This window comes from Thiomicrospira sp. R3, assembly GCF_029581415.1.
Taxonomy (GTDB): domain Bacteria; phylum Pseudomonadota; class Gammaproteobacteria; order Thiomicrospirales; family Thiomicrospiraceae; genus Thiomicrospira.
Window position 1 is genome coordinate 205,821 of the sequence record NZ_CP121121.1, and the last position, 18,428, is coordinate 224,248.

The following is an 18,428-nucleotide window of genomic DNA, read 5'->3' on the forward strand; positions in this document are numbered from 1 at the left end:
GGAGATAGCGTGTATGCATTCGATAATTAGCCGAAACCTTAATTTAAAAAAACAAACATCTTTATTGTGCTTTAATACTATTGTTATTTTAAGTTCGCTATTACTTCTTTTGTCCTCACCGCTTGCCAAAGCTAAACCTGAGGACTCATTAGAAAGACACGCTTTAGATTTACCCCCCCTCGCAAACCAAAACCCAGACATAACCCAGCCTAGTAAAGCACCGTTGGAGCTCCAACGACGTGAGTTCACTATCGGTCGAAACCAAAGCTTAAGCCACGCACTCAGTGGCATCGACAAAGCACCCCAACTTACTTATCAAATCAGTCGTTTGGAAAATGCTCAGCACTTTACCCGTTTAAATATTGGCGATACATTAGTTTTATGGACTGACCAAGACAACCAATTACACAAAATTGACCTACAAAAAACAAAAACGCTGAGCCATCATCTAACCATTGAAGATGATCAAATGACTATTTCAACCCACACCCGACCGATTGAAAAACGCATCTCCCAGGTATCTGCCACCATTGATAATTCAATATACCTAGCGGGGCGGGGCGTAGGGTTAAGTTCTAACCTAATTATGAATCTGACCGACATCTTCTCATGGGAAGTAGATTACAGCCGTGAATTGCGTGCGGGCAATGAATTAAAAGTCATCTACGAACGCCATTATCTTGATAATGAATATATTGGCGACGGCAAAATCATTGCAGCCGAATTAGTCGTCGGCAATCGTCAGCGTCAAGTTAGAGCCATCCGATTTGAGCAAAATGGCGAACTGATTGGCTACTTCGATGAGAAAGGTGACAACCTTAGAAAAGCATTTATGCGTAATCCGATTAACTACACGCGTATTAGCTCAAGGTTTCAAACAGGACGCTACCACCCGGTTTTACAAGAAATTCGTGACCACAAAGGCGTCGATTATGCAGCACCTACCGGTACACCTATCTATGCGGCTGGTGATGGCACCATAAAATTCCGTGGCTGGGGAAATGGCTACGGAAACTACATTATTATTCAACATGCCGGGCGTTACGAAACCGTCTACGGCCATATGTCTCGATTTGGTAAGTTCCGCCAGGGCCAAACAGTTAAACAGGGCGAAGTCATAGGTTATGTTGGCATGACAGGTTTGGCAACCGGCCCTCACCTTCATTATGAATTCCGTATAGATGGCGTTCACCATGACCCATTGACCGTAAAATTCCCTAGTGCTGAACCTATTCCAAAACAACATAGACAAGCTTTTCTGGACTACGCAGCGCTCATGCAAAGCCAGTTAGAAAGAAGCCAGCCAAATACTACAAAGTTGGCGATGAAGTTTGAATAAAACCAATACTCAAAACCTATTTATTGGACTTATGTCCGGAACCAGTGCCGACGCTATTGATGTCGCACTGGTCACAATAGACAACCAATCCATTCGCCTTATCGACTTTATTGACTATCCTAACGAGCATCAAATAGACCTATGTAAGTTAAATAGCGATGCTCAAATCTCTCTAAAACAACTTGCTAAATTACACGCCCATCTCGCCAATAACTTTGCCGATGCGGCGTTAGCTATGCTAACCAAACATGGGCTTGAACCCGAAGAAATCACTGCTATTGGTAGCCATGGACAAACCATTTTTCATGCACCGGAATTAGGCATGAGCCTACAAATTGGCCATCCAGCCATTATTGCCAAAAAAACTGGCATCATCACCGCCGCAGACTTTAGAGTCGATGATATGGCGCTAGGGGGTCAAGGCGCTCCCTTTGCCCCGGCTTTTCATCAAGCCATCCTTAACCCCAAAACCCCCACCCTCGTTATTAATATTGGTGGGATAGCGAATGTTAGCTACCTACAACCCAAACAACCACCGCTTGGCTTTGACAGCGGCCCCGGCAACGCCTTAATGGACGAACTTTGCCAACGCAATTTTAATCAAGCTTATGACCTAGCAGGCCAACTTGCCCAACAAACTCCCCCTGACACAAGCTGGCTAGCAGACTTACTTTCAGACCCTTATTTCAGCCAACCCTCACCCAAAAGCACAGGACGAGAATACTTTAACCAGGCCTGGTTATCTCGTTATCCCACTTCGCGGTCTGCGTTAACACAACTTTCAACACTCAATCAACTCACCGTAGAAAGTTTAGCAAGCGCAATTGAAACGCTCAACTCTCCAGCACAAACGCCCTGTTATATTTGCGGTGGCGGCGCATATAATACAACCCTACTCAAACGACTCCAAGTCCGCCTTCACACACACCCCATCAAAACCACTGAACACCTTGGCATTAATCCCGATGCTATAGAAGCTATGATGTGCGCATGGCTCGCCTGCAACCGAATAACCAACCTACCCACCCCACTCAAATCGATCACAGGTGCAGGCAAAAACACCGTATTAGGCGGTCTCTGGCATCCTTGATTTAGCAATTAAAGTTCAAACAAGCTCAGACTAAAATAAAACTAGCCTAGTCACGGATGAATTCATGCCAAAATCAAACCTACAAGCACTATAATCCCCGACACCACCGCTCCAAAAAGCCTTTCCAGTTTAAAGACCAATACCTAAGTGATTGTTTTAGAAACAAAAAAGCCGGATATTGCTATCCGGCTTTCTAAAGAATTTGGTACGACCGAGTGGATTCGAACCACCGACCCCCACCATGTCAAGGTGGTGCTCTAACCAACTGAGCTACGGTCGTATATTTGAGCTATACGAAACTTGTGTGGTACCAGTGGCCGGACTCGAACCGGCACGCTTTTAAAGGCACCGGATTTTGAATCCGGCGTGTCTACCAATTTCACCACACTGGCATGTTTGGAAATGTGTGGCGGATTATAGAGAGGCGAAGCGCTCTTGTCAAGCAAGCTTATTAAACTTTGGTGAAAGTTTGTAGAATAGGCCAAAATCCAACCAGGCCTGGTTATTAAATCAGCCACTTCACCCTTCACCTTATCTGGTCGTTCGCGCTGTTTTCAGTTCGCCTTAGGTTCGCAGCCTTTTAAAAACAAACTGACCGCTTGATTTAGTACCTTATCGCATTGTGTTTGGGTAATCTGTTCGCCAAACAAGGCCTGAAAATGCAGCGGACCTTTAATCATTTCAACAAACTGGAAGGCCGCGATTTCACAATCTGCAATCTGCAACAGACCAGCGGCAACCTGCTGCTGCAAAAAACCAGCCAGGATTTTATTGAGTTGGTTGGGGCCGTATTTCATAAAGATACGTTGGATTTCAGCTTTTTCCGCGCCTTGCTCAGTCAAGACTAAGCGGTAAATTGCCAGCGCATCTTTTTCAAAGATCATTTGCTGCAATTGCTGGCCAAAGTTAAACAAGGAAGTCGCAACATCCTCTGTCCATAAGCCCCGCTCTTCAAAGTGTGAAAACGCATCACAGGTGGCTTTTTGAAAGAAGGCTTCGAACAACCCTAACTTATTGCCAAAGAATTTGTAAATTGTGCCTAGAGACCCCCCCGAACGTTTAACAATTTCATTGACGCTTGCGCCCGCATAGCCGTGCTCAACAAACACTTGCTTAGCGGCTTCAAGTATTTTTTCGTGTCGTTCATACCCGCGCCGGGTTTGAGGAGTATGTTCAAATTCTATTGACATGGATTTTGCGGCTCTAGTTTATTTATCAACGCTATTATAGCGAATTATTCCACAATCGTTGGCTTGCAGTTAGTGTAACGAATGTTACACTACACAAATCTAATTTTCATAAATACATAACACTGGAGCTCCTTGCGATGAATACGAGCAATACCACCCCTTCCTATTTCACATGGCTCTTTGGTTTGGGGTTAATTTTATTCACCCCTTATGCGGTTGCCGATGCCCCACCGCCGATGCCGGTTAAAACCCTTTTGATTGAACAGACTCAGGTGGCGCTGGCGTATGACTACCCTGCTCGTGTACAAAGTGCAAACCAAGTCGAGATACATGCCCGCGTCAATGGCACTTTATTAAAACAACATCACCAAGATGGTCAGGCGGTGAAAGCCGGTGAGCTTCTTTATAGCCTTGATCCAACAACCTATCAAGTCGCTGTGGATCGTGCCCAGGCACAGGTGCTAATGGAGCAAGCGCGCTTGCGTCAGGCCGAGCGCGAAAAAATTCGGGTTGAAGGCTTGTACCGTGAAAAAGCCGTGAGTGAACAAGAACGCGACCAAACGCTATCGGCCTTTGAATTGGCACAAGCCGGCCTGGCCGGGGCACAAGCCGCCCTAAAAGAAGCACAAATTTATTTAGATTACACCCAAGTTTATGCGCCGATAGATGGGCTAACAGGCCAGAAACACCAAAGTGTTGGCGATTTGGTTGGCCGTGAATATGGCCGTACACTTCTCACCACGCTAACACAACTCGACCCAATTGAAGTGCATTTTTCGATTGGTGAAGCCGAGTACATTCAGCGTCAACAACAGCTCCAACAAGGTTTGCTTCGCTTAACGGATGGGGATAATCCAACTGCCCATATCAGCCATTTAGGACAGAATCTAACGGGGAAGATTGACTTTTCTGACCATCAGATCAACCCAGCAACCGGAAGCGTGCGCTTACGTGCGCGTTTTGACAATCCAGAGCGCACCTTGTTACCTGGCTCGTTTGTGCGCATCCAACTCGCTGGCATTGAGGCGGTGAATGTGGTTCAAATTCCACAATCTGCGGTATTGCAAATTGGCGCACAAGCCTTTGTTTATGTCATTCAAGAAGGTAAAGCCCAAATGGTGCCGGTAGGGATTCAACGTGGCGTGGGCCAGACCTGGTTAATCGACAGCGGACTGCAACCCGGTGACCAGTTAATCATTAATAACCTGATTAAACTGCGCCCAAACACACCGGTTCAGCCGATTCAATAACCGACGCTATTCTCAGAACCCGTCGACACCAAGGAGCTATTTTTCATGTTTTCTAAATTTTTTATCGAACGCCCGGTGTTTGCGATCGTAATGTCGATCATTATTTTGCTGGTCGGTTTTATGAGTTTGCGCGGTTTGCCTGTTTCGGAATACCCTGAAATTGTGCCACCTCAAATTACCGTCAGTACCAGCTATCCAGGTGCCAGTGCCGAAACGATTGCTGAAACCGTCGCCGCTCCACTCGAGCAACAGCTTAATGGGGTTGAAAACATGCTGTATATGAACTCAGTCGCCTCGTCTTCTGGCACCGTCAGCGTGAGTTTAACCTTTGAAGTGGGCACCAATATTAACGAAGCCTTGATGGATGTCAATAACAAGGTGCAATCCGCCATCAATCGTTTACCCCAAGAAGTACAACGCGTAGGTTTGCAGGTAAACAAACGCTCACCAAGCCTACTTAAAGTCATTGCGATGTACTCAGAGGACGCCAGCCGCGATACGATTTTTATTGCCAACTACGGCTTAATCAATGTCGTCGATGAACTCAAGCGTATTCCCGGCATTGGCGAAGTACGTCAATTTGGCGCGAAAGACTATTCCATGCGGATTTGGCTTGATCCAAACCGGATGGCGCAATACCAGATCGCACCCAGCGATGTTGCGCGCGCTATTCGTGAGCAAAACACCCAGTTCGCCGCTGGACAAATCGGCCAAGAACCCTTATATAACGCGCAAGACTTTACCTATACCATTGTCACTGAAGGTCGCCTCAACCAAACCGATGAGTTCGAAAACATTGTATTACGTGCCGAGTCAGATGGTTCAATGCTGCGGGTTAAAGATGTCGCGCGGGTGGAACTTGGCGCGGAACTTTATAATTTTGATGCCACATTTAATGGCAAACCTACGGTGCCGATTGGCATTTTCTTGCAAACTGGGGCCAATGCCCTAGAAGTTTCAAGGTTGGTGGATGACAAACTGGCCGAACTTGCGCAACGCTTCCCACAAGGTATCAGCTATGACATTCCTTATGATACAACCACCTTTGTAAAGGTATCGATTCAGCAGGTTATTTATACGTTTATCGAAGCGCTTATTCTCGTGTCGTTAATTGTATTTTTGTTTTTACAAAATTGGCGCGCTACGTTTATTCCGTTGCTGGCGATTCCGGTTTCGGTAGTAGGCACGTTTATTGGTTTCCAATTGCTTGGTTTTTCGATTAACCAACTGACACTGTTTGGGATGATTCTCGCTATAGGCATCGTGGTCGATGATGCGATTATCGTGGTCGAAAATGTTGAACGCATTATGCGCCAGCAAAAACTCAATGCCAAAGAAGCCACCATTAAGGCGATGCAGGAACTCACTAGCCCGTTGATTGCGATTGTATTGGTGTTATCGGCCGTGTTTATTCCTGTTGGGTTTGTTGGCGGGTTTACCGGCGAAATGTATAAGCAATTTGCGATAACCATTGTGGTATCCGTTGCGATATCAGGCCTGGTTGCGCTCACTCTGACGCCCGCGCTCTGTGCCAGTATGCTTAAACCGCATGACGATAAACCAAGCCGTTGGTTTGGTTGGTTTAACCGGTTTTTTGACTGGTTGAGCGATCGCTTTAGTGAAGGCGTCGCCAAGGTAATGCGCTATAGTCTAGTGAGTTTTCTATTGTTTATTGGCTTGGGCACCTTGGCGGTTCAACAACTACAAAGCTTACCCAGCAGTTTAGTACCTCAAGAGGACAAGGGCAGTATGTTTGTCGTCAGCTATTTACCGCCTGCCTCATCGCTATCCAGAACCAGTGAGCTCCGAGACCAGGTGTCGGATCAAGTATTGGCACATCCCGCCTTGGAAAACTTTATCCACTTTGCGGGTTTTGATTTACAAACCTTTACCAACCGCACTGATTCTGCGGCAGGCTTTGCCACCCTCAAACCTTGGAATGAACGCCAATCCGCCGATATGCATATTGATGCGGTCGTCGGGCAATTGTTTGGTCAGTTTATGCAAAACGACCAAGCCTTTAGCTTACCGCTCGCCATGCCAACGATTATGGGCATGAGCATGACTGGTGGTGTTGAAGGCTATGTGCAAAATCGAATCGGTGCTAGCTACCAAGAACTGGGGGAGCTGATGGATCAAATTGTGGCGCGCGCTAACCAGCGACCTGAGCTTCAACGTGTGCGCACCACCTTTTCAACCAAAACACCCCAGTATCAAGCGGAGCTAGATCGTGACAAGGCGCACACGCTACAGGTGCCTATCCATGAAGCGTTTGCCGCTATGCAGGCCACCTTTGGCAGTCTATATGTTAACGATTTCAACCTGTTTGGCCGAACGTTCCGCGTGAACTTACAGTCAGAAGGCGAGTTCCGCGAAAGTACCGATAATCTAAAAGATGTATTTGTACGCTCACAAACCGGTGAAATGATCTCACTGGATAACCTGATTAGCTTTAAACGCATTACGGGGGCAGATGTCGTGGATCGATTTAACCTGTTCCCGGCCGCCAAACTGATGGCTGAACCGCAACCTGGCTATACGTCTGGCGAAGCCATGCAAGCCTTACAGCAGGTCATGACTGAGGTGGCACCGGATGGCTTTACGCTTGGCTGGGTAGGCGAAGCCTATCAGGCTGAGGCCTCAGCAGGCAGTGGCACCACCGCGTTTTTACTTGGATTACTGATTGTATTTTTAATTCTTGCGGCACAATACGGTCGCTGGACCCTGCCATTCGCGGTGATTATGGCGGTACCCTTTGCGGTCTTGGGCGCATCGCTTGCGACTAAATGGGCGGGGCTGGATAATGATATTTATTTTGAGCTAGGGCTACTCACCTTGATTGGCCTATCGGCAAAAAATGCTATTTTGATTGTCGAGTTTGCGATGCAAAAACGTGCGCAGGGGATGGAGTTAGCCGCCGCGACGATTGAAGCAGCGCGCATGCGTTTCCGCCCGATTGTGATGACGTCCTTAGCCTTTACCATGGCAGCGATTCCACTGATGATAAGCGAAGGCGCTGGCGCGGCCGCACGGAATGCGGTGGGCACAGGTGTCGTCGGTGGCATGATTTTAGCGACCTTTTTAGCGCCCTTATTTATCCCGATGTTTTTCTACTGGATGGCACGACTTTCTGAATGGTTCGACCACAAACGCAAAGGAGCGGCGCTATGAACACGCCTACACGTCTGACCCTATTAGCCGCCACACTGGCGCTGATCACCGGCTGTTCCCAACTGCCAAGCTATCAATCGCCTGAGGTGAATCTACCCGACAACCTCAGTGAATTCAGTGAATTAAGCCTGCTCAGCGCTGATACGCAAATGGACACATCCGAGCAGGCCTGGTGGGAAAGCTTTGCTGACGAGCGCTTAAGCACACTACTTAATCATGCCCTAATCCATAATCGTGATATGGCTGTTTTAGAGCAACGTCTGTTTCAAGCGCGTGCCGCATTGACCCAAGGACGGGCTGAACGTTTGCCGAGGGTAACTGGCCAGGCTGGAATTGGCCGTCAACAAACCAGCGACAACAGCTTTCCACAAAATCAAGGCAGCCAATTCAATAGCTTCACCCTCGATGGACTGGTTAGTTACGAGCTGGATTTATGGGGTCGGGTTCGCGCCAACCAACAACGATTAGAGGCGCAGTATCAGGCATTAGAGGCCGACCGCCAGACGGCACGTTTGAGTTTAAGCGCGGCGGTAGCGCACCATTATTTTAACTTGCGAGCACTAGATGAAATGGTGCTTATCGCACAAAACACCGTGGTATCGCGTCAAGAAAATCTGCAGTTACGCCAACGCAAATTTGAACACGGCCGCCTCACCCCCTTGGCGGTTCAACAAGCCGAAGTGGAACTCAGCCGGGCTGAAGTCGAGTTAATTTCATTGGAACAACAACGCGACAACCAACGCCATGCACTAAGCCTGTTAGTCGGCCATACGCCGGTGCAACAAATGCACATGGCGCATAGCGATACGCCGCATCCTAAGCGTTATATCGACCTGCCGATACCCCCCCTCAATAGCGAAATTGAAAGCGAACGTCTGCTGCAACGCCCTGATATTCAAGCCGCAGAACAGCGCTTAATCGCTGCCAATGCTGAAATAGGCATGGCGCGCGCCGCCCTCTTTCCCAGCATTCGTTTGAATGCCTTACTCGGATTAGGCAGCGCCGAGTTAAACGGGTTATTTGATAGCGATGCGCTGCAATGGCGAGTGAATGCCGGCTTAACCGCCCCGATTTTTAATGCCAGTGCGCTGCGTGCGCAGGTGCAGATTTCTGAAGCCGAACAGCAAATAAAACTGCTCGACTACCAACACACCCTGCGTCAAGCCTTTAGCGAAACCTTGGACGCGCTCAGCTTACACGAACGCTCAACCGCTCAACTCGCCGCGCAACAACGCCAATTAAACGCGCTGCGCAATACGCTAGATCTGGCACAAAAACGCTTTGATGCCGGCTACTCTAGCTATCTAGAAGTTCTAGATGCACAGCGTGCCTTGTTTGATGCCGAAATCGCAATGGTTCATACCCAGCGCAACCTCCGCCATGCACGCATTGCGATTTACAAAGCACTCGGTGGACATGAACAAACAAAGATTTGAACTGAAAAACGCAACCAGGCCTGGTTGTTAGTCGGCGGTTGTTAAGGTGTTTTCAATCAAGCGCCATACGCGGTTTAAAATTATTGGTTGCGCTTGTGCATTCGGATGCAGCGCATCGTCTTGCATCAGATCAGGATCCAGCGCCACCTCTTCCAGAAAAAAAGGATCAAGCGGCACTTGGTATTGTTCGGCCAACCGACTATACACCCGCCCTAATGCGGCATCATAAGCCGGTCCGTAATTGGTCGGTAAGCGAATACCCAACAGCCAAACCTTCGCCCCCGCTTGCTGACTCAATTCAATCATCCTTGCTAAATTGCGCTGGGTGATTTGTAGGTTTTGACCGCGCAGTGCGTCATTAGCACCCAGTTCTATCATCACATAGCGGGGCGAGTGCTGCTTTAGCAAAGCGGGCAAACGTTGCAAACCGCCTGAAGTGGTCTCTCCGCTCAGGCTGGCGTTGACAACCAGAATCGGCTCGCCGATTTCCTTAGTTTGTGCATCAAGTTTTTGTTGTAATAGAGCAACCCAGCCCTGCTCGGTTGGCAACCCATAGGCGGCACTTAAACTGTCGCCAACCACCAGCAAGCGCGTTTGCGCATTCACCGCCTGAGCGCTGAAGAAAAACAGTAGAATACTTAATCCGAAAAACCCATATAACCTATAAAACCCCTTAAGCCCATTACGAACCCAAGGTTGAACTTCATGTCTGTACTGCAACTTAAAAACGTCCATTATCGTGTATCCTCAGCGGATGATGAACTGGCTATCTTAAAAGGCTGTGAGCTAAATGTCGAGGCATGTGAGAGTTTAGCCATCGTTGGGCGTTCGGGGTCTGGCAAATCCACGCTGCTCGCATTGATGGCGGGGCTGGATAGCGCGACCGAGGGTGAGGTGCATTTACTAGGTGAAAACCTAACACCGATGAGTGAAGATCAGCGTGCGCGTTTACGCGCTAAACAAGTGGGCTTTGTGTTCCAAAACTTTCAATTGATGCCGGGAATGAATGCGCTGGAAAACGTGATGATGCCGCTTGAATTGTTTGGCCTGCCCGATGCGCGTGATCGCGCACAAAAGGCGCTAGCGCAAGTAGGATTAAGCCATCGCCTACATCATACCCCCCAAGCCTTGTCCGGTGGCGAACAACAACGCGTAGCGATAGCACGCGCAATTGTCACCGAGCCTAAAATTCTGTTTGCGGATGAACCCACAGGCAATCTGGACGAAACCACCGCCGCGCAGGTTCAACAATTGTTGTTTGATTTACAACAACGCACCACCTTGATTTTAGTGACCCACGACCGCCAGTTTGCCAAGCTCTGCCAACGACAAGTGACCTTGCAACAAGGTGTGCTTTTGGATGGCTTGGTATGAGCGCGGTACTGAGCAGCCTGCTCGCCTCCAGCCGTTGGTTTTGGCGCGGGTTTAAACGCGGCGATTGGTTATGGCTTTGGTTAGCGGTGGTGATTGCCAGCGCCAGCGTTACGCTGGTTGAGCAACTCGCCCAAACCGTCCATAAAAGCATGCTAACCAAAGCCGCCGAAAGTCTATCGGCTGATCTGGTGTTACGCTCTACCCGCCCGATTGATCCGCAATGGCGCCAACAAGCGATGGAGCAGGGCTTAGAAACCAGTTATCAAATCAGTTTTACCACCATGGCGATGCACAGCACCGAGCAGGACGATGAGTTTCAGATGGTGCTACTCAAAGGTATCGAAGCCAACTACCCGCTGCGCGGCGCACTCAGCTCGGAACGCGGGCTGGACATTAACCAGCTGAGCGCTGATCAGGTGTTAGCCGACCCACAACTGAGGGGGTTGCTTAACGTACAACCCGGCCAGCGGTTGCTGCTTGGGCGGGGTGAATTTGAAATCGCCGACTGGCTGGCGGGGCAGGATGTTTTTCAAGCCACCTTTAGCCAATTTGCCCCTCAAGTGATCATGCCCTTATCGGTGGTTCAAGACTTAGGTTTAATTGGCCCAGGTAGTCGGGTGAACTATGAGCTGGGGTTAGCGGGTGATTTACGAACGCTTGATGCGTTTGCAAAAACCCTAGAACAACAAAACCATGCCCACTGGCAAATCCAAAGTGCACGCGCACCAACCGATGATTTAGAGCGCGCCATGGATACCGCTTGGCTATTTTTGGACTTATCGGCGCTTGCAACCGTGTTGATTGCAGGCCTGGCGATTTTGATTGCCAGCCGATTTTATTTACAACGTTGGACCGCCTCGATGGCGCTGATGCGTGCTGCGGGGGCGTCTAATCGCCAGCTTACTGGCTTGTTTGCCTTGCAACTGACTTATCTGGCCTTGTTAGGTAGTGTGATAGGGGTGTTGATTGGCCAGGGCTTGTTTTATCTGGCGCGGCCGATTTTAAGCGAGTATTTCGTGCCGCTGGTGATTCCCGGTTATAGCTCGGCGATATTAATAGGCTTAATTAGCGGCACCCTCGCTCTCTGGACTTTTGCTTGGCCAGCGTTTCGTCAGGCCACCCAGGTCTCACCCCTGCGCGTATTGCGCCAAGCGGAAAACAAAACCAATGTGCTGGTACTCATCGGCGTCAGCCTGATGTTGCTGATCGCGCTGATGGGCTTGTTGCTGAGCAATCAACTGTTGGTTTGGGCGGTGCCTGCACTATTTATCAGTGCGGGTCTGCTCTATCTGTTAGCCAAACTGCTGTTAATCGGCTTACAACGCCTTCAACCCTATACCCAAGGTTGGTTGCGTTTAGCAATTGCCGCGCTTGCGCGCTCACCAGGCCTGGTGACGTTGCAATTAATTTCGCTGGGGTTGGTGATATTTATCCTAGTGCTGATGAGCTTTGTGCGCCAAGACCTGCTACAAAGCTGGCAAGCTTCCTTGCCGCAAGATGCCCCCAACACCTTTGTGATGAACATTCAACCCGACCAACAGCCAGAATTTGCCGCACTCATCACGCAGTTTGATATTGAAGCGGAGTTAGTACCGATGGTGCGCGGCCGCTTGATTGAGGTCAACCAAACGCCCATCCACCCGCAAGATCAAACCGAAAACCGCGCCCGCCGCTTGTTAGAGCGCGAAGCAAATATCGCGGTTTTAAACCAACCGCCTGCTTACAATAAGATAACGGCAAAGCTTGATAACGCGCAACGCCAAGCGGATATGCCGTTTGTTTCGGTTGAGGCCGAAATGGCCGCGCTGTTTGGTTTACAATTGGGCGACATTCTGACGTTTGACTTAATTGGACAGGCTTTCAACTATCAAATCACCAGCTTTCGTGAGGTGGAGTGGCAGAGTTTTAGGCTAAACTTTTTCTTCGTACTCGAACCCCAAGCCGACCGCCTGTTGCCGGTGACCTATATCACCAATTTCCGATCTGACCTATCTCCCGAGGCCACTAGCCAATTGCGTCGCCAGCTTAACCAACAGTTGTCGGGCGTGCTTTGGGTTGATGCGCGTGAAATGATTGCCCAGATTCAACTAATTATGAATCAAGCCTCAATGGCGGTAAGTATTTTGTATTTGTTTACGCTAGTATCGAGCTTAATCGTGATTTTTACCGCAACCCGCGCCTCCCAACTCGGGCGCATTCGTAGCTGGTTATTGCTCAGAACGCTGGGCGCACAGCAAAGTGATATTGTCAAAATTGGCTTAACCGAATTTGTATTGATCGGGGTGCTGGCTGGTCTTTTCGCCGCCAGCTTAGGCCAAATCACCAGCCTATTGATTGGTCACTTCTGGCTCGGTGTCAGCCCACAATTGAACCCAACACTCTGGTTAGTATCGATTGTCGCAAGTGCGCTGTTGTTGTTAGCCATCGGCTGGCTAACCCAACGCAAGCCCCTAACCCAAACCCCAAAACAATTGCTACAACAACTGCAGGCGGATAGCTAAATTGCTTGAATAGTGGTATTTAAAAATGGTACCATTAACCTATGAAAAAATGCATCATAAAACACTGGAGCTTATTTATCAACGCCCCATTAGTGCCAATATCAAATGGCGAGATATTGAAGCGTTATTTGTTGCTTTGGGCGCTGATATTGAGCAACGAGAAGGCTCTCGCATAGGTGTGTTTTTTGATGGTGAAATACGGGTTTTCCATCGTCCCCACCCGTCACCAAACACAGACAAAGGCGCTGTTGCGAGCGTGCGCAAATGGTTAGAGAACAAAGGAGTAAAATCTTGAAAAATTTATTGACCGTTGAAGGCTACAAAGCGGTTGTGGAATTTGATCCTGAAATAGAGCTTTTTCGTGGCGAGTTTGTTGGGCTTAATGGTGGTGCCGATTTTTATGCATCAGATATCGAAGGTTTAAAAAAAGAAGCTAAAATATCACTCAATACATTTTTAGACATGTGTAAAGAAAAAGGTATCGAGCCTAAAAAACACTACTCAGGGCGCTTTAATGTGCGCATACCTTCACAGTTGCATGAAAAAATAGTCCTGCTTGCCACATCAGAACAAAAAAGTTTAAATCAATGGATTGAAGACGCGCTCCAACAAAACGCCAAACATGAACACGCATAATATCGGTTATGCATATTCATGTTGGTTGCGGTTTGTTGCGTGCGCTCTTTAGTGGCTTAAAAAATTTCGTTTGAATTTTTCGTGGTTTTTGATGTTGCTTTGGATATCTTGCTCATCCCAGATTTGCAACTCCCACGGGAAATAAAAGTTATTCTTATTTTTGAAATAGATATGCAATCCTCGATATCCTTGTCTATCGCGTAAATACCAATTTTTCAATCCCAATTCGTCTTGCCAAGCGTCCAATAAATCCATCACACTGTTTATTTCATCGGCGTTTAAAATAATGCGCGCACCAAAAATATCATTGAGCCAGTTGTTTACAGGATATTGATCTTCACGCATTGAGAAACGTGTAATCTTATCGTCAATGCTTTCACGGGTTTTGACCCGGTAGAAATATTTGATATCGATATTTGCTGTCATCAAATAATCGTTAATACATTCATGCAGGGTTAAACGGTATTGATAAATAGGCGACGCAGGCACATGACGAATGGTTCTGGACAGGTTAATTTTGGCTACTTTTCCCGTTTCAAAGTAATCATTTGAAAACGCAAGATGCAAGCGGTTGATTTCGCTTACCAGTTGTCTTGTTTGATTAATTTTGTCTATACTCATCTCTATGACCTATTTAACATTCAACTAAGTAGGATTTAACCTCAAAAGCAACCAGGCCTGGTTGTCTCTTTAGGCAGGGCAAGCGCCTTGAACTTGGGTTCGAGCCCTGTTTCATAGGTTAAATCGGTCTGCATTCCCACGCACAGCGTGGGAATGAGGTTAATCTCTCATCGACGTGCACCGGTTATTTGTGTTAATTTGTACTGAGAAATAAATGATACGCAGGATTATCTTGCTCTGATACATAGGGGTATTTAAGGCTATCTAAATAGGCTTCAAAATCGGCCGCTTGATTAGCTGGCACCTGTACGCCGACCAAAACCCGTCCATAGGCATCAGAGTGATTACGATAATGGAACAAGCTGATATTCCACTCTTCACTCATCCGGCTTAAAAAGTTAAGCAGCGCGCCCGGGCGCTCAGGGAACTCAAACCGATAGACCTTTTCATCTTGGATATCTTCCGCCCTTCCGCCGACCATATGACGCAAATGCAACTTGGCCATTTCATTGTCAGACATATCTTCAACTTGATAACCTTTTTCGCGCAAATCGTCCAGCAGGCGAATTTGTTCAGGCCGCCCCCCTTCGGTTTTAACACCAACGAATACTATGGCATTTTGCGCATCGGCATAACGGTAATTAAACTCGGTAATGGCGCGACTAGCGCCCAAATCTTCGCAGAACTGTTTAAAGCTTCCGGGATGCTCTTTGATTTTGACGGCAAAAATCGCCTCACGCTTTTCGCCGATTTCAGTTCGCTCAGCAATATGGTGCAAGCGATCAAAATTCATATTCGCACCACTGACAATCGCCGCCATTTCTAGGCCCGACACACCGCGTTCAGCGACAAATTTCTTCAAACCCGCAACCGCCAGCGCGCCTGCTGGTTCGGCAATCGCACGGGTATCTTCAAACACATCCTTAATCGCGGCGCAGATTTCATCATTGGTTACTGTGATCATTTCGTCGACACAGGTTTGCGCGATTTGAAACGGAATTTCACCGACTTGCGCCACGGCCGCGCCATCGGCAAACAAGCCCACTTGTTTAAGCTTAATCCGCTCACCGGCTTTTAGCGCTTCGGTTAAGCAAGCTGCCTCTTCAGGTTCGACACCAATAATTCGCGTTTTAGGCCAAACCTGTTTCATCACCGCACCAATCCCGGCAATCAATCCACCGCCACCGACACAAACAAACACAATATCCAAGGGCTTAGGATGCTGGCGCAAAATTTCCAGCGCAATCGTGCCTTGGCCGGCAATCACATCGTCATCATCATACGGGTGGATAAAGGTGTATTTATTCTCACGCATTAACTGCTGGGCATGAATCGACGCCTCATCAAACGCATCGCCGTGCAACACCACTTTAGCGCCCAAGCGACGTACTGCATTAACCTTAATGGGTGGCGTGGTTTTGGGCATCACAATCGTTGCTTTAATGCCCATTTTACTCGCGGCTAATGCCACACCTTGGGCATGGTTGCCTGCTGAGGCCGCAATTACGCCGGCTTTCTTTTGATCTTCGCTCAGGGTGACCATCTTGGCATAGGCACCGCGCAGTTTAAAAGAAAACACCGGCTGAAGGTCTTCACGCTTGAGCCATACCTTGTTTTGCATACGCGCTGACAACAGGGGCGCCAGTTCAAACGGGGTCTCTTCGGCGACATCATAAACGGGTACGGTTAAAACTTTTTTCAATATACGTTCAGGCATGTTTTAAGCAACCTTTAGCTTGTCTTTTAATCACAATCGCTGGATTATACCAATCAAAAACACCGCCATGGAAAGATTACACCGAACGCAGTACCGACACCACCACCCCCCAAATCACCAGATCTGAACTCTCTCGCACTGGAATAGGATCGTATTGATCATTTTCGGGCATTAACCAAGTACCAGTTGATTTAATTGACAGGCGTTTTACCGTCAGCTCACCATCTATCGAAGCGATCACAATCTTACCGTCTTTCGGTGTTTCGCTACGGTCCACAGCTAATAAATCACCTGGATAAATACCGGCTTGTTTCATCGAATCGCCCTGTACCTTGACCAAAAACGTAGTGTTAGGTTTTTTAATGAAGTGTGTATTTAAATCAATCGTTTGCTCAAGATTATCATCCGCTGGTGAAGGGAAGCCTGCGACCACCTTATGCGAATAGAGCCCAATATCATAATGGGATGTAAAGTCTGGACGAAATACTTGCGCATTTTTAAACTGCGGTAACGCCATATAATGCACGTTATCATCAGCTGAAACATCACCCCCCTCCTCAAGCCAAGCTTTAACTCGCTCTACCTTCGATTCAGGCACCCGTATCACTTTGGTCGGTTCGCCAAACTTGCCACTACCGGATTTGCGTCCAGCACCTTTGCGTTTGCCACCATGAGCCAGTGCACTCGTTTTTAACTTTTCATCTTCCATACACATACTTTTGTCTCCCTACCAAACCGTTAAAACCTCATTAAGCCGTGTGGTATAACGAGGTGAACACAAGGCCCGACGCATTTGCCAGGCCTGCTTATCGGCCAAGCCCTCTGCGGCAAGCTGTACACTCCCCCGCCCCATTCGCTGGTTAATTTGATCCATCACCGTCATCAGCGCATCCGATTTTGGGTTCGCTGAATACTTAGGATCAGGCGCAAACACATCCAATTGCATCGCCCCTTTAGGACTAATATCGCTTAAACATACCCCGGCCTTATGATAAGCCAAGCCCGGTTGCCAAATCCGTTTAAGCGCACGTTTTGCCATAGTCAACACTAACCCAGTGTGATCAGTAGGATACACCAGGCCATAGGTATGTTGATTTTGGTAAAACGGGGCGTTGGATTTAAACGGATTGGTGCGAAGAAAAACAGAAATATACTGACAGACCGAGCCTTCAGCTCGTAACTTTTGTGCCGCCCGCGCGGTATAACTCGCCACTGCTTGCGCGACTAGATCAAAGTCACGGATCGGCTGCCCAAACGAGCGCGAACTTAAAATCTGCTGTTTCGCTGGTGCCACCTCCTCCAAACGCAAGCAGGCCTGGTTATTTAACTCCAACACCAGACGCTCCATCACCACTGAAAACCGCCTGCGAAGCATTTTCACATTCGCATATTTTAAATCCAGTGCCGTTTGAATCCCCATGTCGGTTAACTGTTGCGCTCGTTTTTTGCCCACACCCCACACATCACCCACCGCAACCTGACGCAACAGCGCATCGACAACCGGCTCGGATAAAGCCGTTAAATCAAGTACACCTTGATAAGCATCATGTTTCTTAGCCAAATGATTAGCCAGTTTTGCGAGGGTTTTTGAAGGCCCAATGCCAACCGCCACCGGTAAACCAAGCCCTTGGTGAAGCGTCTGCTTTATCTTTTTAGCATATTCGGTTAAGTTCCACTGGCTCATACCACTCAAATCTAAAAACGACTCATCAATCGAATAGACCTCTTGCGCGCTACTAAACTCACCCAACATACGATGCATTCGCGCACTCATATCGCCATACAACTCATAGTTTGAGCTAAACACCGCGGTGTTAAATCGTTTGAGCATTTTTTCAACTTTAAAATACGGCTGAAACATCATACTAGTGGGTTTAGCGGCATGATAACCGCCCGATCCATAATTGATTGGAAAGCGCTTGGCTAGTTCCTTAGCCATCTTATTCGCGGCTACTATACAGCCGTCGTTATTTGACAAAACCACCACCGGACGCTGTGCCAGCTTAGGGTTAAAGGCCATTTCACAAGACGCATAAAAACTATTGGCATCCACCAAGGCATAAACAGGCATCATTGTGCTCAACTAGAGTAAAAATAAAAGTG

Annotated in this window: 15 protein-coding genes and 2 tRNA genes; 9 read left to right on the forward strand and 8 right to left on the reverse strand. The window is 48.0% G+C overall.

The annotated features are described in order from the left end of the window. The first annotated feature begins 13 nt into the window (after positions 1 to 13). A complete protein-coding gene (locus P8S55_RS01070) occupies positions 14 to 1,339 on the forward strand; it encodes a M23 family metallopeptidase (protein ID WP_289224453.1) in 1,326 nt (441 codons plus the stop codon). Then, positions 1,332 to 2,429 (forward strand): anhydro-N-acetylmuramic acid kinase, encoded by a 1,098-nt coding sequence (locus P8S55_RS01075; RefSeq protein ID WP_289224454.1) that lies wholly within the window; start codon positions 1,332 to 1,334, stop codon positions 2,427 to 2,429. Before P8S55_RS01070 ends, P8S55_RS01075 begins: the two co-directional genes overlap by 8 nt. 203 nt (positions 2,430 to 2,632) lie before the next feature. On the opposite strand, the gene P8S55_RS01080 is transcribed toward P8S55_RS01075, so the two are convergent. The 3 genes from P8S55_RS01080 to P8S55_RS01090 form a co-directional block, all read right to left on the reverse strand. Beyond that, a tRNA-Val gene (locus P8S55_RS01080) sits at positions 2,633 to 2,709 on the reverse strand. 25 nt (positions 2,710 to 2,734) lie between these two features. Then, positions 2,735 to 2,821 (reverse strand) — tRNA-Leu (locus P8S55_RS01085). A 162-nt stretch (positions 2,822 to 2,983) separates the two neighbouring features. Continuing rightward, a complete protein-coding gene (locus P8S55_RS01090) occupies positions 2,984 to 3,619 on the reverse strand; it encodes a TetR/AcrR family transcriptional regulator (protein ID WP_289224455.1) in 636 nt (211 codons plus the stop codon). A 137-nt stretch (positions 3,620 to 3,756) separates the two neighbouring features. Here P8S55_RS01090 and P8S55_RS01095 point away from each other — a divergent pair, with 137 nt between their 5' ends. From P8S55_RS01095 to P8S55_RS01105, 3 genes are read left to right on the forward strand one after another with little or no spacing between them, the layout of a single operon-like run. After that, positions 3,757 to 4,869 (forward strand): efflux RND transporter periplasmic adaptor subunit, encoded by a 1,113-nt coding sequence (locus P8S55_RS01095; RefSeq protein WP_289224456.1) that lies wholly within the window; start codon positions 3,757 to 3,759, stop codon positions 4,867 to 4,869. Positions 4,870 to 4,914: 45 nt separating this feature from the next. Then, complete coding sequence (locus tag P8S55_RS01100; RefSeq protein ID WP_289224457.1) at positions 4,915 to 8,040, forward strand: efflux RND transporter permease subunit; 3,126 nt, start codon at positions 4,915 to 4,917, stop codon at positions 8,038 to 8,040. After that, positions 8,037 to 9,476: an efflux transporter outer membrane subunit gene (locus tag P8S55_RS01105; RefSeq protein WP_289224458.1), complete on the forward strand. Its 1,440-nt coding sequence runs from the start codon at positions 8,037 to 8,039 to the stop codon at positions 9,474 to 9,476. Before P8S55_RS01100 ends, P8S55_RS01105 begins: the two co-directional genes overlap by 4 nt. A gap of 27 nt (positions 9,477 to 9,503) precedes the next feature. On the opposite strand, the gene P8S55_RS01110 is transcribed toward P8S55_RS01105, so the two are convergent. Then, positions 9,504 to 10,211: an arylesterase gene (locus P8S55_RS01110; protein WP_289224459.1), complete on the reverse strand. Its 708-nt coding sequence runs from the start codon at positions 10,209 to 10,211 to the stop codon at positions 9,504 to 9,506. On the opposite strand from P8S55_RS01110, the gene P8S55_RS01115 reads away from it, so the two are divergent. From P8S55_RS01115 to P8S55_RS01130, 4 genes are read left to right on the forward strand one after another with little or no spacing between them, the layout of a single operon-like run. Beyond that, entirely contained in the window at positions 10,182 to 10,850 is a 669-nt protein-coding gene (locus tag P8S55_RS01115) for an ABC transporter ATP-binding protein (RefSeq protein WP_289224460.1), read from the forward strand. The two genes, P8S55_RS01110 and P8S55_RS01115, sit on opposite strands and share 30 nt — an antisense overlap. Beyond that, entirely contained in the window at positions 10,847 to 13,351 is a 2,505-nt protein-coding gene (locus P8S55_RS01120) for an ABC transporter permease (protein WP_289224461.1), read from the forward strand. Before P8S55_RS01115 ends, P8S55_RS01120 begins: the two co-directional genes overlap by 4 nt. 25 nt (positions 13,352 to 13,376) lie before the next feature. Then, positions 13,377 to 13,646, forward strand: coding sequence for a type II toxin-antitoxin system HicA family toxin (locus P8S55_RS01125; protein WP_289224462.1), 270 nt, complete (start codon positions 13,377 to 13,379; stop codon positions 13,644 to 13,646). Beyond that, positions 13,643 to 13,987 (forward strand): type II toxin-antitoxin system HicB family antitoxin, encoded by a 345-nt coding sequence (locus P8S55_RS01130; RefSeq protein WP_289224463.1) that lies wholly within the window; start codon positions 13,643 to 13,645, stop codon positions 13,985 to 13,987. Before P8S55_RS01125 ends, P8S55_RS01130 begins: the two co-directional genes overlap by 4 nt. A 48-nt stretch (positions 13,988 to 14,035) precedes the next feature. Here the strand turns inward: P8S55_RS01130 and P8S55_RS01135 are convergent, their stop codons facing one another. The 4 genes from P8S55_RS01135 to P8S55_RS01150 form a co-directional block, all read right to left on the reverse strand. Continuing rightward, a complete protein-coding gene (locus P8S55_RS01135; RefSeq protein ID WP_289224464.1) occupies positions 14,036 to 14,608 on the reverse strand; it encodes a RelA/SpoT-related domain-containing protein in 573 nt (190 codons plus the stop codon). A gap of 193 nt (positions 14,609 to 14,801) precedes the next feature. Continuing rightward, the gene (gene ilvA, locus P8S55_RS01140) at positions 14,802 to 16,325 is read right to left on the reverse strand and encodes a threonine ammonia-lyase, biosynthetic (RefSeq protein ID WP_289224465.1); all 1,524 of its coding nucleotides are present in this window, start codon (positions 16,323 to 16,325) and stop codon (positions 14,802 to 14,804) included. A gap of 76 nt (positions 16,326 to 16,401) precedes the next feature. Then, a complete protein-coding gene (locus tag P8S55_RS01145; protein ID WP_289224466.1) occupies positions 16,402 to 17,040 on the reverse strand; it encodes a LexA family protein in 639 nt (212 codons plus the stop codon). Positions 17,041 to 17,052: 12 nt separating this feature from the next. Continuing rightward, positions 17,053 to 18,399 carry a Y-family DNA polymerase gene (locus tag P8S55_RS01150; protein WP_353957015.1) on the reverse strand — a complete coding sequence of 449 codons (1,347 nt, stop codon included), beginning with the start codon at positions 18,397 to 18,399 and terminating at the stop codon, positions 17,053 to 17,055. Positions 18,400 to 18,428: the final 29 nt, after the last annotated feature.